We start from the raw sequence: 22,375 nt of genomic DNA on the forward strand, positions 1-22,375 counted from the left end.
ACTCCTCGATTCTTAGGTAGTATTATTTAGATTTATTGATCCCGAACTCGCTCAGCTGAAAATAAAAACCTCCGTTATCATCGGTACCAAGTTTGGTCGCATATACTCGTACATACCGTGCCAGGATGGGAGCATCGAAGGTGAACGTTTTAATCTTCCCATTGTTAACATAGCCGGTATAAGACTGTCCCTTTATGTCTGTCCAGACTTTACCGTCTACGCTGCTCTGTATTTTAAAATCAACCGGAAATCCCAATGTTGCTCTTGGAATCAGTTGAATGCCAGTAATCTTCTGGATCATACCGGAATCTACAGCTACCCACTCTGTACTTGTTGACGGATAACGGGCTATACTTGACCAAATGGTTGAAGTGTTTTGGTCTACCAATCTTGATGCGGACCAGCCATTCAGTGCAGAAGAGACAGCTACTGTTGACAAATTGACCTTAATCTCAGCAAGCTGAAAATAATATCCTCCATTATCATCCGTACCTAGTTTGGTTGCGTAAATTCTTACATAGCGGTCAATAACAGGAGCATCGAAGTTAAATGTTTGAACAGATCCATTGTTAATATATCCTGTGTAGGACTGTCCCGGGATATCTGTCCATGACTTAGCATCGCTACTGCTCTGTATTTTAAAGTCAACAGGAAATCCTAATGTTCCTCTTGGATATAGTTGAACTCCTCCTATCATCTGTACGCTTCCAGAATCAAGGACGATCCACTCTGTACTCTCAGCCGGATATCGCCCTATGCTTGACCAGGTTGTTGTAGCATTCTGATCCACGAGTCTGGACGCAGGCCAGCCGTTTATTTCAGAAGACACTGCTACCGTTGACAAATTGACTGCAATCTCAGCAAGCTGAAAATAATAACCTCCATTGTCATCCGTACCAAGCATGGTAGCATAAAGCCTTACGTAACGGTCAATGACAGGGGCATCGAATTTGAATGTTTGTACAGATCCATTGTTGATATATCCTCTGTAGGCCTGTCCCGGGATATCTGTCCAAGACTTAGCATCACTACTGCTCTGTATTCTAAAATCTACCGGAAATCCCAATGTTCCTCTTGGATATAGTTGAACTCCTCCTATCATCTGTACGCTCCCAGAATCAACGACGATCCATTCTGTACTCTCAGCCGGATAACGCGCTATGCTTGACCAGGTAGTTGTAGCATTCTGATCTACCAGTCTGGACGCAGGCCAGCCGCCAATTGTGGATGAAGTCGCAACAGTAGACCGCATTATCTTAATTTCAGCAAGTTGGAAATATAGTTGTCCGTTATCGTCCTTCCCTAACTTCGTAGCATATACTCTTATGTATCTTGCAATTACTGGTGCTTCAAACTGAAAAAAATGAGTCGAACCATCATTGACAAAATTGCTGTAGGTCTGACCAGGGAGATCTGTCCAAGCCACTGCATCGTCACTAGACTGTATTTTAAAGTTAACCGGAAAAGACAGCTTCCCCCTTGGAGTTAATTCGACTCCGCCTACAATACCACTTTTGCCTAGGTCAGCAGCTACCCATTCCACATCGTCTTCGTTGCCCCTATTCACACTTGACCATACCGTTGCCGCATTATTGTCGCTTAGTTTGTAAGGCTCCCAGCCTTCTATACTAGATGAGGTAAAGACGCTAACTCCAGAGGATGCAATCTTTCGTTTGATATTCCCGTTTCGGTCATACAGATAATAGGTACTATTGTTGTTTGAATCTATTGTGTAATCCAGCCGGCTACCGCCAGAATCATAATGATAGAATGTTGTGTTAAGATTATTTGAGGGTTCAGCATTCACAGAGATTGAGCTTAAAATAAGAAATAAAAAAAACAAACCAAGCGTTTTATAGAGTTTCATTAAACCTCTCCATCCTCTAATAGATTATTTCTTTTCCACTTTCAGCAAATTCCCGTTCTTATCATATGTATATTGAATTGTTGATCCGTCTGGCAAGATAGTAAGCAGGAGTTGGCCGGCTGCATTATACTCGTGCTGAATCAGATTAAAATCCGTACTGACTGCAACGCGAACAAAACCTGCTTCCCGGCCGCTTCCCTTAATAATCAAGTCCCCTCTTCCGTCGCCGCTCACATCGCTGAACCATAAATCATTACTATCAATCATTCTACTGTCAGAGTTCCAGGTCCAGTAGGGATAGCCACTTCCATCACTCAGGGAGGCGTACAACCAGCCATCGTTATACCCTACATTTTTCCCTACTGATATCATATCGGCCTTGCCATCTCCATTAATATCTGTGAACCACATGGTTCCGCTGTCGTCGATCATTCGTTTGCCGCTGTTCCATGTCCAGTAGGCATAACCTGCTCCATTACTCAACGAGACGAACACATATCCAGCATTGGCTGTTCCGGGCTGACCTTTGGATATCATGTCGGCTTTGCCGTCTCCATTCACATCAGCAAACCACTGAACATCGTTGTCATTAACCATCCGTGATCCAGATGCCCAAGTCCATGGATTATAACCGCTGCCGTTGCTTAAAGAGACATACATCTGACCAGCATTGATTGCGCCCGGCTGCCCTTTTGCGATTAAATCTGCCTTACCGTCTCCATTCACATCTGCAAACCATGCTGTATCTAGAGGATTGAGCATTTTGATTGAGGACGTCCATGTCCAAGGCTGGTAGCCTGCTCCTGTGCTTAAGGATACGTATATGCGCCCCTCGTTCCATGACCCTGCCTGTCCAACTGAAATTAAATCCTTTCTGCCATCCCCGTTCACATCCTCAAGCCACAATGGACTTTGATCATCAAGCATACGTACACCAGAGTTCCAGGTCCAAGCCTGGTAGCCATTCCCCGTGCTTAAAGAAACGTAGATGACCCCGGCATTCCAGGCTCCTGGTTCACCTTTTGTGATAAGATCTGACATGCCATCCCCATTCACGTCAGCGAACCACATCGGACTATTGTCGTCTATCATGCGGGAACCGGAATTCCACGTCCAAGGCTGAAACCCCCTTCCGGTGCTTAAGGCAACGTATACAACTCCAGCATTCCAGGCTCCTGCTTCGCCCTTGGAGATTAGATCCTTCTTCCCGTCCCCGTTAACATCCTCAAACCACATCTGACTATTGTCATCGACCATACGGCTAGTTGTGCTCCAGCTCCATGGGACGTAGCCGATATGCTTATTCAGATTGGAGGCTCCAGCTGCGGAAGTATTTGTACTCATAATAAATGAACAGAGTATAGTGATGAGAAGAAACACTTTCTTGAGTTTTCTGAAATTTTCCATGTTGCTATAAGGCCCTCTCTTTAGTTGAATTTGTCGTAGCTCTACTTTTCGGAACTCGCCTGTATCCATCCAATGACTTCCTCAACCATCATAATTTACCGCCCCGCACATTTAAACGGTTGTATTTTGTCGAAATATAACTTATATTGTCGATTGCGTATTATTTTGGTCACATTATCAAAATGCAGAATTATATAATTTACAGAGATTTCCGAAAAGGCTATAATCCTCTAAGAATTGATTTAGGGGGATAAAGAGAAATGCGTGTATTCGTAAATAAATGTTATTTAAAATTTAGTGTGTTTGTGTTGGGAATGCTTCTATTTTTGATATGGGACACCGATGTGTCTTTAGCAGTTCAGTATAATTACAAAGGTTCTACGGGACAGCTCAGCAGTGTGGCTTATGATGATGGAACGGTCATTATTTATAAATATGACTTGAACGGTAATATGACCTCTAAAAGCAACCTTAAAACACCTGTAGTTCAAGCACCAGCAGAAGCGACTTTATTAGATAGCTCCTATGAGGTATATGCCTATGGGGTTAAAAAGGAAGCCAAAAATGTCACCTTTCCTACTTGGACGGCCTTTAATGGTAATGATGACTTAGCTTCTCCTTTGGTAGCCGGTGAAAAAGTCTCCGATGGTATTTGGAAAGCTGTCGTTCCTTTTAGCAAACATAATCAGGAGTCTGGGTTGTACTACAATGATGTCTGGGTTGATGGTGTGTATTTTGGAGGAACCACTACAGTTGTTACAAGAAATAAGGTTACTATTCCAGAGAAGGTAAAATTTAAAGATGGAGCGTATGATATTATCGTTGAAGGAGTAAGTGAAGCAATAACTAATATGACCTTCTACACTTGGGCTGAAGCCAATGGTCAGGATGATTTGAAGCAAAATAAAGGGCAGAAAGTATCGCCAGGTATGTGGAAAATCACGGTGCCATTAAGTGATCATTCTTTCGAGACAGGTATATATACTACCCATATCTATACAACTGACTTATACGGAAATAGCACTGGAATCGGTGTTCAGACTCAAGTCCATTCTTCTATAATTGCTCCCTCTGAGGTAAATCTATTGGATAGTTCGTATGAAGTCTACGCCTATGGAGTCAATAAGGACGCCAAAATGTTGTTTTCCCCTCTTGGACGGACTACAACGGTCAGGATGATTTAGCCTCTCCTTTAATATCCGGCACAAAAGTTTCCGATGGCATTTGGCGAGCTGTAGTTCCTTTTAACAAGCATAATAATGAGTCTGGATTGTACTACAATGACGTCTGGGTTGACGGCGTTTATTTCGGAGGGGTTTCAACAATAGTAAAAACAAACAAAGTCATTATTCCAGATAAAGTTAATTTAAAGTCTGGTTCCTATGAAATAACAATAGAAAATATATGTGAAGATATTTCTAAGCTAACCTACTACACTTGGACCGAGTTCAACGGTCAGGATGATATAAAGCAAAGTGGCGGCCAAAAAGTATCACCAGGAACATGGAAAATCACCATTCCTCTCAGTGAACACAATTACGAGACTGGCACTTATATAACGCACATCTATACCACTAACCCATTTGGAAATAGCACTGGAATCGGTGTTAAAACAATTTTAATCAAATGATATTTTCACCTGAGCAGCAGTTGGATAAACAGCACTTGATACCAACCACAAAGAACCCCGCAGCAGATAGAATTCACATCTGCTGCGGGGTTCTCTCCATACAAGTCAATCCATCCTAATCCTCCAACCTACTCCTGCTTCCCCCGAAGCAAAGCGATCGCTGCCAGCAGGAAGGAGACCAGCGAGATGCCGAGGGTAATGTAGAGCATTGGCGAGGTGCCGGTACCTTTGCCCTCCTGGTCCACAATGGCCTGATGCTCATCCATGGTCATGGTGCCGCTGCCGGACATGTCTGCGGCACCGTGGCCGTGGCCGCCGTCGGCGCTGCCGGAGGCTTCAGCGATGGCGGTGATGGAGTGCGGGGATTCCGAGCCGGGTTCGCCGGACCATTGCACGAGGCTCCCATCGGCATAGTGCTGATAGGCATCCCAGGCAATATCGCCTGCGGAGTCCGGGTTCTTGGCTGTGAAGTAGAAGCGCTGGAACTGTCCGGCCTGGATGCCGCCGTCCTTCGCAATCCAGCTAACTTTATTCCCTTCAACCGTTACCTCCCAGCCGGGAGTGGCTTCGTATTGCTTGAATTCCGCGCCTGCCGGTATCCGCAGATCCACCTGCACGGTGGCGCTTTCTTTTTCAGACGGCACTTTCAGCGTATACGTCTCCCAGGCCCCCGTACTGGACTGCGCTGGACTTACGGTTACGTGGGCACTCGCCACAGCTGCGAACAATAGTAATGTTGCGGCTGCCGGTGCGGCCAATGCGGCTATTTTACGAAACAATCTATTCAAATGAATCTCTCCTTGTCTCTTGTTATAATCTATCTCTTCCCCGGAAAATCCCGCTCCCGCGAAGCCAGCCCCTGCTCCAGAGCATATCTGGTAAGCTGTGTTCGGTTCTGAAGCTGAAGCTTTTGCAGGATATTCTTCAGGTGATTCTTGACCGTATGCTCGGAGATCCCGAGGGTGGCGGCAATCTCCTTATTGGTGGACCCGGAGGATACACAGCCCAGTATCTCCTTCTCCCGCGCCGTTAATGCCTCCCGCTCCTCCTTGACGGAGGTGACCGCGAACTCCTTCAGAATCTGGAACGCCAGCTCCCGGCTCAGCGGCACCTCCTCGCTTACAATCGCCAGTAGGTATTCGATCCAGGTCGACGGGGCCAGATTCTTCAGGAGATACCCCTGCGCCCCCTGCTTAAGCGCTTCAAACAGATAAGAGATCTCATCCGACACGGTGACGATGACAATCCGGACATACGGATATTCCAGCTTGATGCGCCGCGTGGTCTCCAGACCATCCATTCCCGGCATTTCGATATCGATCAGGATCAGGTCGGGCATCCATTGCCCGGTCCAGACAATCGCCTCCGCTCCGCTGGCCACGGCACCGATTACTTCAAACCGTTCATCCAGCGCCAGTATCTCGCTCATTGCCTCACGGGCATGTGCATGGTCATCGACGATCAGCACCCGGCAGCGTTCCATCCTGCACCTCCCCCTTCGTAATTTCTACAGTGGTTCCGACTGCCCCCGATTGTACATCCAATCTCCAGCCCATACTGCGGGACCGTTCCCTCATAATCTGTAGGCCATAGCTGCCGCTCACCGCAAAAGGATCATCATGCTCAATCCCCGCACCGTCATCTGCAACAGTTATACGCCAGCCGTGTTCATTCCCATGACCCGAGACGGACACCCTGCCGGCACGTGTGTGCTTACGCACATTGATAATCGCTTCACGAATGCAGGACAACAGCTCTGCCTGTTCCGCTGGCGTCAGCAACTGCTCCTCCAGATGCCAATCGAGAGATACCTCGATCATGACTTCTCCGGCTATGGCCGCCAGCTGCTCATGGATAGAACGCTCCAGCGAGAAGTTCTCCGCACCGCTCACGGGCACCTTCAGATTGGCAATAGCCTGACGTGCATAACGGTTAACCTCGTGAACGGTCTTTTTGATCTGATCCACACGGTCCGCGCTGATACCGCCGTCCTTGCGGCTATGCTCCAGCCGGTCGATCCGCACGGAGAGCAGGAACAGGGACTGGGCCATTCCGTCATGCAGCTCTTTGGCCAGCGCCTCCCGAGCTTCCATCGCTCCGGTGGCCGCCCGCTCCTGCTCGAGCTCACGCTGATTTCGCTCCATGAGGCGAAAGAGCGGCAGCAGCAGAATAATACTGCACAGAAATACCAATACAGGTGTTAAGAAGTTCCCCGTGTCCATAGAGATGTACGGCATCAGGAACTGATGTCTCACCCATTCCCAGATACCGACCATAACCGTTGGAATCAGCAGGATAAGCACTTTAATTCGGGTATACGTCACGGTTCCCTCCCCAATTTCTGTTCGTTATTTTACCATTTCCGGGTGATCGGCGGCATGACTCTTTAGGGCTATGCCCGTCCGCATATGTTACAGAATTAAGTATTTAAAAGTTAAATCATTCTCTTCATAGCTCCCATCGTCCTATCATAACAGTTAGCGAAACAATATCCGATAGGTTACACTAGGAATAACATTCAATCAAGTATACATTGATGCTGACACTACAGGAGAGATAATCATATGAAACGGATTACGATTCTAATCGCCGACGATGATCCCGAGATTGCCGATCTGATCGGACTGCATTTGGACAAAGAAGGCTACCACCCCATAAAGGTTACAAGCGGACCGGCAGCGGTGCAGGTCATCCAGTCCAGGCATATCGACCTGGCGATTCTGGATATTATGATGCCCGGGCTGGACGGGTATGAGGTGACCCGGCAGATCCGGGAGCAGCACGGGCTGCCGATTATTTTTGTGAGCGCAAAGACTTCGGATCTGGATAAAATCACCGGTCTTGTCATCGGTGCCGACGATTATATGACCAAGCCCTTCAATCCCATGGAGCTGGTCGCAAGAGTGAACGCGCAGCTTAGACGTTCCATGAAGCTGAACCAGCCGGTTACCGAGCAGAAGGCCGTGGTGGAAGCCGGGGGGCTGATCGTCGATCCGGACCGCCGTTCCGTGACCTTATACGGACATCCCGTGGAGCTGACGCCGAAGGAATTCGATATCCTGTATTTGCTTGCCAGCTATCCTAAGAAAGTATTCAGCGCCGAGCAGCTTTTTCAGCAAATATGGGGTGAGGCTTATTATGAAGGCGGGAACACCGTGATGGTCCATATCCGCACCCTGCGCAAAAAGCTGGGCGATGACCAGAATAAAAATACATGGATCAAAACGATCTGGGGAGTAGGGTACACGTTCAATGGCTAAACTTGTCCGCAGCTTCCGCTTCAAAATGATATCGCTGCTGGTACTCAGCATGATTTGCTCCGGTGCTATTACCTTTGTACTCTACAAAAGCCTGCAAATGTATTATACCTCTCAGGTGAAGTATGAAGACAAGCTGACCCGCTTCCGTTACCTGATTGCCGATTTCGGCGACCTGAATTTCTTCCTGATCTTCTTCATCCCGCTGGCGTTGCTGTTCTTCTTCCTGTTCACCAAGCCGTATGCCCGCTATTTCAAAGAAATCTCGCACCATATCCGCCTGCTGGCTAACGGGGATTTCAAAAGCCGGATTCAAATCCATTCTAACGATGAATTCGAGGATATTGCCGCTGATCTGAATCAGGCCAAGGATAAGCTGGAGGAAGCGGTGGAGCGCGGAGACTTTGCGGAGAATAGCAAGGACAAGCTGGTGCTGAATCTGGCTCATGACCTGCGGACTCCGCTGACCTCCGTACTCGGCTACCTGGATCTGGTGCTGAAGGACGGGGAGTTAACCGCCGAGCAAGTGAAACATTACACCACGATTGCTTACACCAAATCACAACGGCTGGAAAAGCTGATCGACGAGCTGTTCGAGATTACCCGGATGAACTATGGCATGCTTACCGTGGAGCAGCGCCCCCTTGATCTGAGCGAGCTGCTGGTCCAGTTGAACGAGGAATTGTATCCTCTGCTGGAGAATAACGGACTGACAGCCCGCACCCAGGTCACTCCGCAGCTCAAAATTACCGGGGACGGGGAACTGCTGGCCCGGGTGTTCGAGAACCTGCTGACCAATGCGGTGCGTTACGGCAAAGACGGCCGTTATGTCGATGTCCGCTGCTACCCGGAGGGCGAGACCATCGTTGTCCAGGTCATGAATTACGGAGATAGGATTCCGCCGGAGGACCTGCCTTTTCTGTTCGATATGTTCTATACAGGTGACCGGGCACGGACCCATCAGGAAGGCAGTACCGGGCTGGGATTGTTCATTGCCAAAAATATCGTCGAGCAGCATCAGGGGACGATCTCCGTACAGAGTGACACGATCCGCACGCTCTTCGAGGTCCGTCTGCCGGGTGTGATCCAATAGTCTGCTCCTTCTATAGCCGCAGTGTTGCCGTCCTTTTGAAGGACGGTTTTTTCATTTGGCATCTCAACCGCGCGTTTTAAGAAAAACTTTATCTTTCCCCCACTTCTATTTAAACACGCTCCTCTATGCTTAAGTCATTGAAACAAGGAGGACGAGAACATGAAGAAATGGTTAGTAATCATCGTAATTGCCGGACTGCTCGGAATGAAATGGATGGATAGGGAGCAGGAGACCGCAAAGAATGAACTCAATATAGAGACGGTACAGACGAGTGCAGATAAAGGCTCCAAGAATCTGACGGTTATTCCCAAAGAGCAAATCTACCAAGGGAACCTGCTGCTGGTCAACAAGGATTACCCCGTTCATGATACGGGAGTCAGCCAGGACATCATCCGTCTGCTCGATCATGAGGAGCTGACCTCCGGATACCTGCTGCTGGATCACAAAACGATGCTATCCAGGCAAGTCGCGGAGAAATTCACAGAGATGGTACAGGCCGCATCCATGGAGGACATCAACAGCTTCCTGATCAGCAGCGGATATAGGGACAATGACAAGCAGCAGCAGCTATACGATGAAAAAGGGGCCGATTACGCCCTGCCACCCGGCTACAGCGAGCATAATCTGGGCTTGTCGCTGGATATCGGCTCCTCGCAGATGTCCATGAGCCGTGCCCCCGAAGGGCAATGGCTGCGGGATAACGCATGGGACTACGGCTTCATTCTGCGCTATCCTGAGGATAAAACAGATATCACTGGCATCAAGTATGAGCCATGGCATTTTCGGTATGTAGGGCTTCCACACAGTGTGATTATGCGCGACAAGAACTTCACGCTGGAAGAATATCTTGAATTCCTTAAGGAGCAGCAATCGATCACCACTACAGTGAACGGTACTAAGTATCAGATTTCTTATGTAGAAGTGCAGGGGAACACCCCTGTCCCGGTCCCCGCCGGCAAGCATGTTGAACTCTCCGGTGACAACATAAGCGGTGTGATTATGACGGTCTATCCTTAATGACTAAGCCATATATCATTACAATCTACAGAAAGCGGTGATGCAGAAATGAATCAGGCACACAAGCAGACAAAATACGGGTTGCAGATGCTATTTACCATTTACGTGTATATTCTGTTTAAAATCATTTTATTCAAATTCGGTTCAATTGATCTTAGCTTCCTTTGGCAGCAGCTCCAGCACAGCCCGGGCCATATTGTGGCCAGTCTGCAACGCGGAAATCTGATCCCGCTGGCCACCTTGGCTAACACCTATCACCATATCAGCACTAGCACCGTCGTTAATTTCTTGGGAAATATCGCCTTGTTTATCCCTTATGGCATCTTCCTGGTGCTGCTCAACCCAAATGGAAGAGGCAGCGGCTCCTTCAAGGGTGTAATCCTGTGGTCCTTCGCCTTAAGCGCAGTATTGGAATGCTCGCAAGCCGTCTTCTATATTGGAACCTTCGATGTGGATGATCTTCTTCTGAACACCTTCGGCGGGATGTTGGGATATCTGCTGATTCGCCCCATCATGATGATGTATATGACAGGCAGACAAGGCTCCTCCGTCACCCAGAAGTGACGGGGAGCCTTGCTTTCCGTTCGCCCTGCTCACAAGGGAGAGATATAGCGGCCATATTCAATTGCAAGCTCCGTGAAGCCATTGCCTTCCTGCTTCAGGAAAAAGCTGTTTACACCCTCCGCTCCCCACCAGTTGAGCCCAAGCAGCAATCCGTCTGCCGTATGCGCCGCGAACAGCACGGAGAACATCTGCGGGATCACCTCACCGCCGTCATCGACACGCCAGACTGAATATTCATTATCCGTAATCTCAGCAGGATAGTCCTTGAAGCTGAGCTTCCCGTCTTCCTCCAACACCAGGCTAAACAGCATCTCCTTATCCTGTCTTACGAACTGCACCAGATAGAGCCCTCTGTCCGGGCCCAGCCCGGCCAGCTTCCAGGCGGACTGGATCTTCCGCCCTTTGGCGGCTGCAATACTCTTCCGCAGCGGATCGCCGGCTGCAAGCTGCGGGCCTGCCGGATCGGCAGGCTGAACCTCCAGCAAGGCCGCCTGCGGAAAGACCGCAGAATCAACCAGAACATAGGTCTCATCCCGCATCGCTGCGTCACCCTCTACCTTGAACAGATAACCGGACATATTCGGAATATTATTCGCCAGCTCCCGTCCGTTGTTGTTATCGTTGCCCGGCTGCCACTTCTCCAGCTTCACAGCCAGCACCTGCCCCCCGTTCCCAATGGCAGTGTTCAGGGACTTCAACTGCTCCCCGCTTCCCTCCTCTTCCCTGGTGACCATAATATGACTCCCGGTCTCACTCGCGAATCCGAAGACCGGCTGCAGCTTGGCAGGGTCAAGTAAGGCAGCCGGGACTGGAGAAGCCGTAGCTGACGCTGCCGGAACCGCACTTGCCGGGCTATCCGTCTGCTGAGCGGCTGGCGATGGACTGGCGGCAGACGGCCCGGCCGAAGCTGCTGCACTGCTGGCAGCGTCATTGCTATTCGTCCGGGCACACCCGGTCAGGCTAAAGACTATGGCTGCTGTAAGAATAAGACTTCCGGCCGCTCTTACCCGGTGCCGGAAACTGTGCTTCGCTTGATTCATAGCGGGCCTCCAGTATAATTTAGTCGAAAATCCCCATGCTGAGGTAACGTTCTCCGGTATCTGGCGCGATACATAACACCCGCTTCCCCCGTCCCAGGCGCCGCGCCTCCTGCAAGGCCGTCCAGACTGCGGCTCCGCCGGAAGGTCCGAGCAGAATTCCCTCGGTACGGGCCAGTTCTCTTACCATCTCCAAGGCATCCTCATCGGATACCTGCACGATCTCATCGTAAATGCCGGTATTCAGAATTGCCGGCACGAAGCCTGGGCTGGTCCCCACCAGCTTATGCGGCCCCGGCTGGCCGCCGGACAGCACCGGCGAACCCTGCGGCTCCACGACAACCACGCGCAGCTCCGGCAGTCGTGCGCGCAATACCTCGCCGGTTCCGGTGATGGTGCCGCCTGTCCCGGAGGTGGCGACGAAGACATCCAGCCGCCCCTCCATCTGCTCCAGAATTTCCGGCGCGGTGGTGGTGCGGTGAATGTCCGGGTTCGCCGGATTCTCGAACTGCTGCGGGATGAAGCTGCCGGGAATCTCCCGTCCCAGCTCCACCGCCTTGGCAATCGCGCCGGGCATCCGCTGCGCCGCCGGAGTCAGCACGACTTCCGCCCCGTAGGCCTTCAGGATATTGATCCGTTCCTTCGTCATATTATCCGGCATGATCAGGATGGCCTTATACCCCTTCGCTGCCGCGTTCATCGCCAGTCCAATTCCGGTATTGCCGCTGGTCGGCTCAATAATCGTCCCGCCCGGCTGCAGCCGTCCGTCCAGCTCCGCCTGCCGGATCAGATTATAGGCTGCCCGGTCCTTGACGCTGCCGCTGGGATTGAACATCTCCAGCTTCACATACAGCTCCGCATCCTCCGGTCCGGTTACCCGGTTCAAGCGTACAACCGGCGTGCTGCCAATCAGCTCCGTAATATTATTGACTACCCGCTTCGTCATTGGTGTGCCTCCTTAGTTTCGGTCCTTATCTTATGCACGATATAACACCCATTGTATAGTTACGGGATAGCATTTGTCGATTTTAAGGAATTGCAGCCACGATCGGTCCTGTGACTTGCAGTGTTGTACATTGTGCAGGATTTCCAGTTGCAGAGTAGCTCTGGTCCCCGATTGTTGCACATTTTGCAGGAATACTCAGCAGATTGGGAAGTTTGAGTCCACATTGTTGTAATTTGTGCAAGATTTCCTTTTTGGAGGCTATAAAGAGACTGATTTGTTGTAAAAGATGCAGGCGTGTTGATTACCCATATTATGGGATGACAAAAACACCTAGATGATCTTTATGCCGTAGCATCCCCCACTGAACCTGCCACTCCAGCGGAAGATTAAATATACGCCAATGCTGCATAAATTCCCAAAGAGTCAGTTCGGCAAAGACCGGTACCTTCGGATGAATTTCATCAAAAATGTACTTCAAAAGCACATACACAGCAAGGGCCACAAACAATTGGTTATATACTGCATTTTCGGTGGTTCCAAATAAACAAGGGACATTCAGATGCTGCTTCATCCAGCGGAAAAAGACTTCAATCTTCCAGCGTGCTTTGTAGATTTCAGCAATCACCTGAGCAGACTCTTTTCTCAAATCGGTCACGACTCGCACCACTTCACCCCGGTCGTTTTCAAATTCAACGACGCGGTGGCGCTGGGTAGATTGATGTTTCCCTTGACCAATATAACAAGTGATATCGCGTACAATTTGGGTGTCTCCCTCTGCCGGTCGCTGAAGCTTTCGCGGCTTTACCAAATGGAGATTGTCTTTTAGACGAATCACAAAAGACTGACCTTGCTGCACATATTGATTCGATCCTGAACTAAAATGTAGTCCTTATGGGCCAAGACTTCTCCAAATGGAGCGTCATTGCGCCGGGCAATCGATTCGACCACCTTCAAGGGGGAATGCTGGCCATGCGAATGAGCGACATGCAGCTTCAGGCCCCCTCTGAATTTTTTATACGGAGCCCAAGACATGCGGGAGTTCGCCGCCGTAACCGTCGTCGAGTCAATCAGCAGCAGATCTTTAGGCAGATTCAGGTGACGCCGGGTTTGCCGGTTACATTTCTGGACAAGCATATGAAACAAACGTTTGAAGATATCGTAAGGAACTTCACCGGCTTTGCCCGAAAGAGTGGAGTAATGAACCTTAGGCAAATCGAAGTTCGAGCCCACGCGGGCACTTTGACGAAAGCCATCCCATTGGTGGTAGCAGGCTTGGACAAAGTAGTCGAACAACACACCAACGGTCATTTTGGTTCCGGTATCCTCGTAGTCCTCGGTTTGCCCGGTCACCATTTCAACTTCTTCTGGAGTTAATACTTGTTTGAATACGGCTAAGAATGGGGTATTATTATTCATGAGGTCGCCTCATTTCGGTTTGGTTTGGTCGTACTTACCATTACCCGAAATGGCGGCCTTTTTTGTCCCTTTTTTTGGGAAATCAACACGCTTGTAAAAGATGCAGGATTTCCTATGGCCAGGCGGGATATGAAAGGTAACATACGTGTACGAGTAGTCATGGGTATGATGTTAACCCAAGGACGTACAGCCGATTCAACAAAAAAACCGCTCCCGGACACACGGGTTGCGGTTTTTTTGTGCGCTGCATCACAGAAGGCGGTGCTTCGTTCCTCTACGGATTCACCGTTATCGTGAAAGTGGACGTTGTGTTTTTAATCGGCGTTACTGTGTTCAGGATCTTGAGGTTGTTGAAGACTACGCTGCCCACTGCCGGTCCCTGGCCGGGCTCCGGCAATTCATTAGCCCAGATACCGACACCGGATTTGGCGTCGAAGGCGTCGCCGCTCTTGAGGGCACCAGAGATCGTAATGTTGGTGAAGATCGTGTCTGTGACAGGGAATTGCGGCGCAGAGCCGGAATAGTTCGTCTGGAACATGATTCCGTGATAGGTCGGGTCGATGATGTCCACATCGCTGACCCGGATGCCCTGAAACACCTTGGAAGCGGAGAATACCCAGATGGCCGGGAAGGTCTGTGCGCCCCAGAAATGTCCGCCTGACCGGACGACGGAGATATTCTGGAAGTTCGTCGTCGGTGACGCCCCGAAGCCGTTCATCGGATAGCCGAAGTCCAGCGAGCTGATCGTAATCCCGGAGTAGCAGAGAGTATCCGCAATATAGATGTTGCGGAAGGTATTCGCATACCCTCCGTAGACGGCAAGACCGGCTGCCCGCCAGGTCAGGATGGATGTCAGATTCTCATAGACATTGTCCTTCATGTCAGAGCCGCCGGAATCGATCGCCGAGAACAAGGCGAAGCTGTCATCTCCGGTTGCCCGCGCCTCGATGTTAGACACGAGATTGTTCGTGCTGCCGTTGGTCATATTGATGCCGTCGGCAAAGGTATTGCGGATGCGCGAGTTTTTAATGACCATATAATCGGTATTCGCGCCCCAGTACATACATACCTGATGCTCCGTCCAGATATTATCAATTGTCATGTTGGCTACATTGGCGAAGTCGAATACCTTGCCGGGACCATCAATCCGTGAAGTATAGTTGCCGAAGTAAGCAAACCCCGAGAAGGTCGAGCCATTCGCTGAATCGGCAGCCCGGAAGCCGATGTCTGTATTCGACTGGTTGAGCGGAGCATAGAACCGGGTATACCATGGGCCGGCTCCGACGATCTTCACCGCCTTGCCGTAGACCTGGAACTTGTTCGAGGTCTCATAGGTTCCGGCAGGAAGATAGACGCCAACCAGCTTGCCCGTTGTATCCATGCGGACCTTATCGAGCGCATTCTGCACATCCTGGTGCGTGAAGCCCAGAGGAACCGTGTACTTGGCCGGGTCCGGATTGGCTATCGGCGAGACCTGCTCCAGGCTGATGAAGTCAATGGCATATTGCGAAGTATTGGCTGCATCCTTCTGCAGCCGGATCGTGCTGCCTGCCGGAATCGTGCTGTCGAACATGATATTCGCTTCGTCATAGATGTGGCGCGGGGAGCCGGCACTCGGCGAATTGCCGGGACTGGCCTCCGAGCCATACAGCCAGGCGTATTTGGAGGTCAAGGTAATGGCCTTGTTGAACACACCATTGACGTAGATGTTGAGTGTAGCTGTGGTGCCGTCACCGCCCGGAGCATCGGGAATGGAGAAGCGGGTGACCAGGGTATTGGTGCTGGCTTTGGTCGTGAATTCCACATAGCTGCCTGTTGTATTGAGGGTGACCGCTCTTCTGCCTGAAGCTTCACCGGCCAGATCGCCAATATTGCGGTTCGGGGTCAGCTTGACAGCTCCGCCGCCGATCATTCCATCTTCTGCCTCATACATGTCGTAAGGCATATTGGCCCCGCGTCCGATGTAGAGCGACTGGTTCTGGATGTTGTTGGCCCGCTTGACCGCCAGTTCGTTGCCATCCACGGCAATTTCTGTTTTGACATTATACTTTCCGTTCACCGCCGTCCAGGTCCCAAGAGACACAGGAGCCGCAGTACTTCCGGCAGCAATGACACCGTTATAAGAGCCGGTCAACGTTCTGAGGACCGCGCCGGAGGTGGCATCCGTTAAGGTCAGCGTGATGTTATGCGCGCCGCTGGCTGAGGCCGCCGTTCCCTGATTCTTAATGGCCACTGAGAAGCTGACCGTGTTGCCTGCTGCCGGGTTGCCGGGAGACCAGCTGACCGGAGAAGCAATCAGATCCGAGCTGGATACCGGATTCACAGTAAGGCCCGTAGGATGGGCATAGCTGTTATTGCCCTCATTCAGCTCAATGACATTGTTGCTCTCATCTACCTTGGCGCTTACCGTATAGGTTCCGGCATCCTTGGCTCCGAGGCTGAAGGATACATTCGCGGAAGCTCCGGCGGCGAGCGCACCCACCGGGGCTGTCCCGGCAAGGGTGGTGCCGGCATAGAAGCTGACTGTGGTTGCGGCCGAAGCCGCTGAGCCGATATTCTTGACGCTGGCACTCAGCGTGAGAGCATCGGTCTCCACCGGAGCCGACGGACTCCATGACATTCCGGTGACCGTCAGGTCAGGATTCGCCGCCGGTGTGCCGATAATCTGAAGCTCAGCAACCTGTCCGGCACCTGAACCGGAATTCGCCGTGATTCTCAGTTGCAGCTCACTGACTGTAGCGGTCACCGGAATGGTCACTGAATTGCCGCTGGCCGGATTAAACGTATACTCCGCCGCAGGCACCAGACTGGTGAACGTTCCTGTGGACTGGTTATGTCCCAGCACCTGGATCGTCTGGGTACGGGTTGACCAGGCGGCTGACGGATTGAGCTTCACGACCACCGAGGTGACATTGGCATTCGCGCCGAGGCTGACGGTCAGCGTATTCGGGTAGCTGCCGCCCGCTCCTTCCCAGTAGGTAGTGACATCTCCATCATTGGCATTGGAGGGAACGAAGGTGAAGACGGAGGAAGAAGCATTGATTGCCTTGCCGACCGCCAGATTCGAGCCGGGACCCGTGCTCGGGGTGGCCGTTGGCGTGATCGTCGGAGCCGGAGTCGCCGTTGGGGCTACAGTAGGTGTAGCCGTCGGTGCAACGGTCGGCGCGATCGTTGGAGCTACGGTTGGCGTAGCCGTTGGGGCTGCGGTCGGCACAGCCGTCGGAGCTGGCGTTGCCGTTGCCGTCGGCGCCGGGGAAGCGCTCAGCACAAGCTGATCCAGATTCACATTGCCGGAATCGGACGCATCATACTTGTAGGCAATGGTGTTGGTTCCGGCGTTCAAGGCAAGAATCTCTGCCTGGGTCGACCAGGTATCCCAGTTCAGGAGATTGGCAAGCGAGGTCTGCTTGACCTTCGTCCCGTTCACATAGATACTGAGGGTCTTGGTACTGCCGGACGCATTGGCATACCGCAGGGCTGCGCTGTAATTCCCTGCCGCCGGAGCCGTTACCGAGAAGGTTGTGGCTGCCCCCTGAACCAGGTAGCCATCTACGAAGGCAGCACCGGTATAGCCGCTGTGATCGGTATTTGTCTTGGCCCCGCCGGATAAGGCGGCGGCCTCCGCTTCATAGGTTCCGGGTGGAGAGGCCGTGGTGCCGTACACCTCAAGCTCAGACAGTTGCGCAGCGGGCCAGCCGGTGTTGGTTGTGAAGTTGATTTTGATATACCGGGCGGTTGCAGCTGTGAAGCTGATGGTGACGGAGTTCGCACTGCCCGGATTGAAGGCATACCCCGCAGACGCCGCCAGATTGCTGTAAGACGTATCATTCGTACTGCCTTGCACAGACAGCGTCTGTGTTCTGGCTTCCCAGCCCGCAGGCAGCTTCAGTACAACCTGATTCACACTGCTGCTGGCACCCAGATCCACCTTGATCCATTGCGGAAAAGCATTGCTGGCACTCTCCCAGTACGTACCCTGGTTACCGTCATTAGCATTCGCTGCTACATACACATCACCGACTGAGCTTGCGCTGATCGTCTTGCCCTGAGCCAGATTGCCTGCCGCCGCCCCCACTGCCGGAAATAACGCGAGCTGTCCCACACATAACACAAGCATCAGACCGTACATCAGGAACGTCCTTGCTACCGAAGACCTGGTTCTGCTGATCATTTGACAACCACCTCCCATAAATTATGGTGCCACCTTCGAGTATGCGCTTTCAAAAACAAATTATGGTAATAATATAAGATAGAGCCTGGCTCAGGTCGATGGCGTATTCTATGAAAAGTATGTGCGTACATACGGAGCGCTCAGGGAGAGAATGAACCTAACCGAAGTCGGCATACCCGCGGACGGCAGATGCTTTTACAATGAATACAACAACAAGCCACAGCGCAGGAGGAATCAGCTATGAATGAAAGTATCAGGCAGGAGCTATTATCCAAAAACGAAAAATTGATCAACATGGTGATCGAGCGGGCCAAACGGGATTTTCCAGAGGAGATTGCAGTAATCGGGCTTGCGGGCTCTTGCAATACCGGGGATTATCATGAGAAAAGCGACCTGGATCTGATCATCATCAATAATAACAACCAAGGCTGGGGCATCTCGTCCTGCTTCATTCTGGGGGATGTCGGTTATGATATCTACTGCACTCCTTGGGAGACCCGGATCGAAGAACAGGCCGCGCTTGAAAGTCCGATGATCTCCTCTCTAATAGATTTGCAGGTGCTCTACTATGCCAAGCACGAGGATCTGGAGAAGCTTAAGGTCTATCAGCAACGGGCGCTGGATGCTCTGGCGAAGCCCCTGGGACGCGATTGTCTGGAACGGGCGAAGAAGTGGATCGATCTGGCGAAGCAGGAATATGCGAATATTTGTCTTACAGATGATAAGGGAGCCGTAAGGCTGGCTTCAGCGGAGTTGGTCTACAATCTGGTGAACGCTTTGACGCATATGAATAATACTTATTTGAAAAGAGGGCTGAAAAGATACCTGGAGGACACCGCAGCCTACCGCTACCTCCCCGAAAACTATGAAACGATCTATATGAATGTGATCTGTGCGAAGACGACGGACGAGATCCGAAATACCTCCGGCATTCTGCTCAAAAGTATCCTTGATCTGTACAGCATCCTGTATCAGAAATATGTGGAACAGCCTGTTCCTACCTATGATAATCTGGCGGGCACCTATGAGGAATTATGGTGCAACTACCGCAACAAGATCATCGCCAGCGCTGAAAGTAAGGATGCTTCTTACGCCTTTTACGCCGCCATGGGAGCGCAGGGTCTGCTGGATGAAATGACCGAATCGCGGGGAACGCGGAAGTTCGGACTCATGCAATATTTTGATGCCGCTAATCTGGATCTGTTCAAGGACCGGTTCCTCCTGGCAATGGATGACTATCTGGAGGAATATCAGCGGGCCGGCCGGCAGCCCCGGAAGTACGATACTTTTGAAGAGCTGTACCGGCAATATATGAAAAAGTAACAGATAAGCAAGATCATGCCCCCTCCCTTCGTTCAGGTTGGGGGCTTGCCTAATTATACATTGAAACGTGCTACCAGACCTTGCAGACCTTGCGCCAGTATGCTGAGGGCACTGGCAGAAGAGGCGATCTGTTCCACTGAAGCCATCTGCTCCTGCGATGCGGCGGATACTTGCTGTGTACTTGCCGCTGTAGTCTCCGAGATATGCGTAACGGTACGGATAGAGTCTACAATCTCCTCCGTTGCTGCCGTGATTTCTTCTACCGCACCGGATACCTCCTGAACCTGTCCCGCCAGTGAATCAATCGAGAGTCGGATGGCATTGAAAGACTGCCCGGCCTCTTCTATGATATGGGTTCCCCCCAGCACTTCGTTCATGCTGTTCTTCATCACCTTCACTGCATGATCTGCATCGGCCTGGATTCCGGTTGCCATTTCAGCAATCTGATTGGCGGAATCTGCGGACTGCTCAGCCAATTTGCGCACTTGATCGGCTACGACAGCAAATCCCCTGCCATGCTCTCCGGCGCGGGCCGCTTCTATGGTCGCATTCAGAGCCAGCATATTCGTCTCCGAGGCGATCCCCTTGATCACCCCGACAATGCTGTTTATATCCTGTGAACGCTTCACGAAGCCCATAACCTTCTCCGATAAGGACTGAATGGATTCGTTGATGGAATCCATCTGCCGGATGGCAGATTGCAGGGATAGATCCCCGGCCACCGCATAATCTGCTGAACGCAGGGAAGCTTCCGAGATATCCTGCACACTGGCAGCGATCAGCTGAATACCGTCCGACATTTCAATAATGGTGTTCATGTTAGTCTGCAGGTCATTCATCTGCATGCCCGCACCACTTGCGACCTCACCCATAATTCCGGCGATCTTCTCGGTCGTTTCGGCGGTCATTCCGCTATCCGAGGTCAGCTTCACCGAAGAAGCCGCCAGACCGTTCGCGGATAGCTTCACCTGGGTGATCATCGTTGCCAGATTATCGGTCATTGTATTGAAATTCCGGGCCAGCTCACCGATCTCATCCTTCGTCTGCACACTAAGCTTGCGGGTCAGATCGGCATCGCCGCGCACAATCTCCTGAAGCTGCCTGTTCACATCCTTTACCGGCTTCAGAATCCGTGCGGACAATACGAATGCGATCAACAGAGCCAGTACCACGGATAATCCTGTCACCCCCATGCTGGTAATCATAGCCGAGCTGCGGTGGGTAGCTGCCTGATTCTGTTCTTTCATAATTTCATCATGCAGCATCGTCTCGAATACCAGCTGTGAATCGATGATAGTCGTAAGGGAGAGGCTTGTGAACGATTTCTGCGCTTGCGGGAAATTCCCTTCTTTGGCCAAGGCAAAAGCCTGCTTCAGCACCGTCAGATAATTGTCCCACTCCCCCTCCAGCTTCTGAATTCCCGCAAGCTCCGCTTCATTCAGGCCGGCTCCCTTAAGCTCCTGGATTGCGGCTGTAATCTCCGGGATCTTGGCTTCATAGGCGGTCAGATTGGCTGTTCTCTCTTCAGTGGTATTACTCATCACATACCTTGCGGCCAGGCCGTCCGCCGTGCGGATCTCATCGGTTAATTTCTGTACCATCGACAGCTTGCTGTAATTGCGGTTGATCTGCTCTGTAAGCATGGTCACTTTACCCTGAAATATAGTGCTGCCGAATATAGCGAGAATGAACACGATAATAACAGCGGCGAAACCAAACATGATTTTGGCCCGGATTCCTCTAAGTCTGTTGAACATGATAACTACCTCCACTCGATATGTAAGCTTTACAGTGTAACCTCTACGTAGCGTACATCATCATTCTTAAATGAAACTGAAATACGCTGCCAAGCACAAAAAAACCGCCATCCCTGCCAAGGCAGAAATAGAGGTTCTCTGAATTACGTTTTGTAATCCGGTTCAATCGTACAAGTTCCCATTCGCAAGCATTGCCAGCCGCTCCTCATCCCGCACAATCAGCCGGCCGTGTCTGCGTTCAATAATCCCGTCTTCAATGAGGCGGCGCACCACCCGGTTCAGATGCCGGTAGCTGGTGCCCAGCAGATCGGCGGTCTCAGTCAGTGTGGAGGTGCGAATCTCTTCTACGCGCTGGGCGCCAGTGTTGTCCGCGAACAGCGACATCAGGTAGCTGGCGAACCGGTTCTCCACCGGATAGAGCACATTCATGGCAGAGGTCTGGCCGAGCGTGTACATTTTGTGGCTCAGCTCTCCTACCAGGAAGCGCAGCAGCGCTGTATTGTCTTCAATCTCCCGGAGCAGCAGCTTTCTTCCGGCGACAAGCAGCAGGCTGTCCCCCACAGAGACAACCTCATTCTTGACGGGATACTGGCGTAGCAACTCCACATCCCCGATCACCGACATCGGCCGGGCGAACCGGACCAGCATTGACTTGCCGTTAGGCAGCAGCGTATGAATCTTCAGCTTGCCCTGCATCAGGAAAAACATATGCTCCAGCCGGTCGCCCACCGAGCAGACCGCCTCCCCGCCGCCGTAACGCCGAAGCTCCATTTGGGCAATGGCGCTGCTGCTGAACATAGCCGTGAGGCCATTCTGCTCGGTGAGGCTCCGAACCGCCTCCGGATTTATAATCGATTGCATGAGCTTCTTCTCTCCTTGTGTCAACTTAG

General features: G+C 51.3%; 19 protein-coding genes. 7 read left to right on the plus strand and 12 right to left on the minus strand.

All coding sequences use genetic code 11. The annotated features are described in order from the left end of the window. Positions 1 to 22 precede the first annotated feature (22 nt). Positions 23 to 1,867 (minus strand): discoidin domain-containing protein, encoded by a 1,845-nt coding sequence (locus MKY96_RS15595; protein WP_340941481.1) that lies wholly within the window; start codon positions 1,865 to 1,867, stop codon positions 23 to 25. A gap of 24 nt (positions 1,868 to 1,891) precedes the next feature. Beyond that, positions 1,892 to 3,343: an FG-GAP-like repeat-containing protein gene (locus tag MKY96_RS15600; RefSeq protein WP_340941483.1), complete on the minus strand. Its 1,452-nt coding sequence runs from the start codon at positions 3,341 to 3,343 to the stop codon at positions 1,892 to 1,894. A 191-nt stretch (positions 3,344 to 3,534) separates the two neighbouring features. Here MKY96_RS15600 and MKY96_RS15605 point away from each other — a divergent pair, with 191 nt between their 5' ends. Both MKY96_RS15605 and MKY96_RS15610 read left to right on the plus strand, forming a co-directional pair. Beyond that, positions 3,535 to 4,458 carry a GBS Bsp-like repeat-containing protein gene (locus tag MKY96_RS15605; protein WP_340941484.1) on the plus strand — a complete coding sequence of 308 codons (924 nt, stop codon included), beginning with the start codon at positions 3,535 to 3,537 and terminating at the stop codon, positions 4,456 to 4,458. A gap of 86 nt (positions 4,459 to 4,544) precedes the next feature. Beyond that, positions 4,545 to 4,904, plus strand: a complete 360-nt coding sequence (locus MKY96_RS15610; protein WP_340941485.1) for a GBS Bsp-like repeat-containing protein — start codon at positions 4,545 to 4,547, stop codon at positions 4,902 to 4,904. A gap of 128 nt (positions 4,905 to 5,032) precedes the next feature. On the opposite strand, the gene MKY96_RS15615 is transcribed toward MKY96_RS15610, so the two are convergent. Genes MKY96_RS15615 through MKY96_RS15625 form a run of 3 tightly spaced genes read right to left on the minus strand, consistent with a single transcriptional unit; the run spans position 5,033 to position 7,228 of the window. Beyond that, positions 5,033 to 5,692 (minus strand): YcnI family protein, encoded by a 660-nt coding sequence (locus tag MKY96_RS15615; RefSeq protein WP_340941486.1) that lies wholly within the window; start codon positions 5,690 to 5,692, stop codon positions 5,033 to 5,035. 29 nt (positions 5,693 to 5,721) lie between these two features. After that, complete coding sequence (locus MKY96_RS15620; RefSeq protein WP_340941487.1) at positions 5,722 to 6,387, minus strand: response regulator transcription factor; 666 nt, start codon at positions 6,385 to 6,387, stop codon at positions 5,722 to 5,724. Then, entirely contained in the window at positions 6,356 to 7,228 is an 873-nt protein-coding gene (locus MKY96_RS15625; RefSeq protein ID WP_340941488.1) for a sensor histidine kinase, read from the minus strand. The genes MKY96_RS15620 and MKY96_RS15625 overlap by 32 nt, the downstream gene beginning before the upstream one ends. A 240-nt stretch (positions 7,229 to 7,468) precedes the next feature. Here MKY96_RS15625 and MKY96_RS15630 point away from each other — a divergent pair, with 240 nt between their 5' ends. The 4 genes from MKY96_RS15630 to MKY96_RS15645 all read left to right on the plus strand — a co-directional run bounded on the left by MKY96_RS15630 (position 7,469) and on the right by MKY96_RS15645 (position 10,835). Continuing rightward, complete coding sequence (locus tag MKY96_RS15630; RefSeq protein WP_340941490.1) at positions 7,469 to 8,164, plus strand: response regulator transcription factor; 696 nt, start codon at positions 7,469 to 7,471, stop codon at positions 8,162 to 8,164. Next, positions 8,157 to 9,254 carry a sensor histidine kinase gene (locus MKY96_RS15635; RefSeq protein ID WP_340941492.1) on the plus strand — a complete coding sequence of 366 codons (1,098 nt, stop codon included), beginning with the start codon at positions 8,157 to 8,159 and terminating at the stop codon, positions 9,252 to 9,254. Before MKY96_RS15630 ends, MKY96_RS15635 begins: the two co-directional genes overlap by 8 nt. A 159-nt stretch (positions 9,255 to 9,413) precedes the next feature. Beyond that, complete coding sequence (locus MKY96_RS15640; RefSeq protein WP_340941494.1) at positions 9,414 to 10,271, plus strand: M15 family metallopeptidase; 858 nt, start codon at positions 9,414 to 9,416, stop codon at positions 10,269 to 10,271. An 87-nt stretch (positions 10,272 to 10,358) separates the two neighbouring features. After that, the gene (locus MKY96_RS15645; RefSeq protein WP_340941496.1) at positions 10,359 to 10,835 is read left to right on the plus strand and encodes a VanZ family protein; all 477 of its coding nucleotides are present in this window, start codon (positions 10,359 to 10,361) and stop codon (positions 10,833 to 10,835) included. Positions 10,836 to 10,864: 29 nt separating this feature from the next. Here the strand turns inward: MKY96_RS15645 and MKY96_RS15650 are convergent, their stop codons facing one another. From MKY96_RS15650 to MKY96_RS15670, 5 genes are all read right to left on the minus strand, one after another. Further along, a complete protein-coding gene (locus MKY96_RS15650) occupies positions 10,865 to 11,875 on the minus strand; it encodes a hypothetical protein (protein WP_340941498.1) in 1,011 nt (336 codons plus the stop codon). Positions 11,876 to 11,894: 19 nt separating this feature from the next. Beyond that, complete coding sequence (cysK, locus tag MKY96_RS15655) at positions 11,895 to 12,818, minus strand: cysteine synthase A (RefSeq protein ID WP_340941499.1); 924 nt, start codon at positions 12,816 to 12,818, stop codon at positions 11,895 to 11,897. Between the two features lie 310 nt (positions 12,819 to 13,128). Further along, complete coding sequence (locus MKY96_RS15660; RefSeq protein ID WP_340941500.1) at positions 13,129 to 13,674, minus strand: transposase; 546 nt, start codon at positions 13,672 to 13,674, stop codon at positions 13,129 to 13,131. Next, positions 13,650 to 14,171 (minus strand): transposase, encoded by a 522-nt coding sequence (locus tag MKY96_RS15665; protein ID WP_340941502.1) that lies wholly within the window; start codon positions 14,169 to 14,171, stop codon positions 13,650 to 13,652. Before MKY96_RS15665 ends, MKY96_RS15660 begins: the two co-directional genes overlap by 25 nt. Positions 14,172 to 14,508: 337 nt before the next feature. Further along, a complete protein-coding gene (locus tag MKY96_RS15670) occupies positions 14,509 to 18,405 on the minus strand; it encodes a galactose-binding domain-containing protein (RefSeq protein WP_340941504.1) in 3,897 nt (1,298 codons plus the stop codon). 240 nt (positions 18,406 to 18,645) lie between these two features. Between MKY96_RS15670 and MKY96_RS15675 the strand changes: the two genes are divergently transcribed. After that, on the plus strand, positions 18,646 to 19,728 hold the full coding sequence (locus tag MKY96_RS15675) for a nucleotidyltransferase domain-containing protein (RefSeq protein ID WP_340941506.1): 1,083 nt from the start codon (positions 18,646 to 18,648) through the stop codon (positions 19,726 to 19,728). Positions 19,729 to 19,781: 53 nt separating this feature from the next. Here MKY96_RS15675 and MKY96_RS15680 read toward each other — a convergent pair whose 3' ends face one another. Together MKY96_RS15680 and MKY96_RS15685 are read right to left on the minus strand one after the other, a co-directional pair. After that, a complete protein-coding gene (locus tag MKY96_RS15680) occupies positions 19,782 to 21,485 on the minus strand; it encodes a methyl-accepting chemotaxis protein (protein ID WP_340941508.1) in 1,704 nt (567 codons plus the stop codon). Positions 21,486 to 21,647: 162 nt separating this feature from the next. Beyond that, positions 21,648 to 22,346 carry a Crp/Fnr family transcriptional regulator gene (locus tag MKY96_RS15685; RefSeq protein WP_340941510.1) on the minus strand — a complete coding sequence of 233 codons (699 nt, stop codon included), beginning with the start codon at positions 22,344 to 22,346 and terminating at the stop codon, positions 21,648 to 21,650. Between the last annotated feature and the right edge of the window lie 29 nt (positions 22,347 to 22,375).

This window comes from Paenibacillus sp. FSL R7-0302 (assembly GCF_038006885.1).
Taxonomy (GTDB): domain Bacteria; phylum Bacillota; class Bacilli; order Paenibacillales; family Paenibacillaceae; genus Paenibacillus_AQ.

Excerpts from the sequence above, each read along its gene's own strand:
- MKY96_RS15595 (WP_340941481.1), bottom strand. The coding sequence starts at position 1,867 with ATGAAACTCTATAAAACGCTTGGTTTGTTTTTTTTATTTCTTATTTTA.
- MKY96_RS15600 (WP_340941483.1), bottom strand. The coding sequence starts at position 3,343 with ATGGATACAGGCGAGTTCCGAAAAGTAGAGCTACGACAAATTCAACTA.
- MKY96_RS15605 (WP_340941484.1), top strand. The coding sequence starts at position 3,535 with ATGCGTGTATTCGTAAATAAATGTTATTTAAAATTTAGTGTGTTTGTG.
- MKY96_RS15620 (WP_340941487.1), bottom strand. The coding sequence starts at position 6,387 with ATGGAACGCTGCCGGGTGCTGATCGTCGATGACCATGCACATGCCCGT.
- MKY96_RS15630 (WP_340941490.1), top strand. The coding sequence starts at position 7,469 with ATGAAACGGATTACGATTCTAATCGCCGACGATGATCCCGAGATTGCC.
- MKY96_RS15635 (WP_340941492.1), top strand. The coding sequence starts at position 8,157 with ATGGCTAAACTTGTCCGCAGCTTCCGCTTCAAAATGATATCGCTGCTG.
- MKY96_RS15640 (WP_340941494.1), top strand. The coding sequence starts at position 9,414 with ATGAAGAAATGGTTAGTAATCATCGTAATTGCCGGACTGCTCGGAATG.
- MKY96_RS15645 (WP_340941496.1), top strand. The coding sequence starts at position 10,359 with ATGCTATTTACCATTTACGTGTATATTCTGTTTAAAATCATTTTATTC.
- MKY96_RS15650 (WP_340941498.1), bottom strand. The coding sequence starts at position 11,875 with ATGAATCAAGCGAAGCACAGTTTCCGGCACCGGGTAAGAGCGGCCGGA.
- cysK (WP_340941499.1), bottom strand. The coding sequence starts at position 12,818 with ATGACGAAGCGGGTAGTCAATAATATTACGGAGCTGATTGGCAGCACG.
- MKY96_RS15665 (WP_340941502.1), bottom strand. The coding sequence starts at position 14,171 with ATGGTGACCGGGCAAACCGAGGACTACGAGGATACCGGAACCAAAATG.
- MKY96_RS15670 (WP_340941504.1), bottom strand. The coding sequence starts at position 18,405 with ATGATCAGCAGAACCAGGTCTTCGGTAGCAAGGACGTTCCTGATGTAC.
- MKY96_RS15675 (WP_340941506.1), top strand. The coding sequence starts at position 18,646 with ATGAATGAAAGTATCAGGCAGGAGCTATTATCCAAAAACGAAAAATTG.
- MKY96_RS15680 (WP_340941508.1), bottom strand. The coding sequence starts at position 21,485 with ATGTTCAACAGACTTAGAGGAATCCGGGCCAAAATCATGTTTGGTTTC.
- MKY96_RS15685 (WP_340941510.1), bottom strand. The coding sequence starts at position 22,346 with ATGCAATCGATTATAAATCCGGAGGCGGTTCGGAGCCTCACCGAGCAG.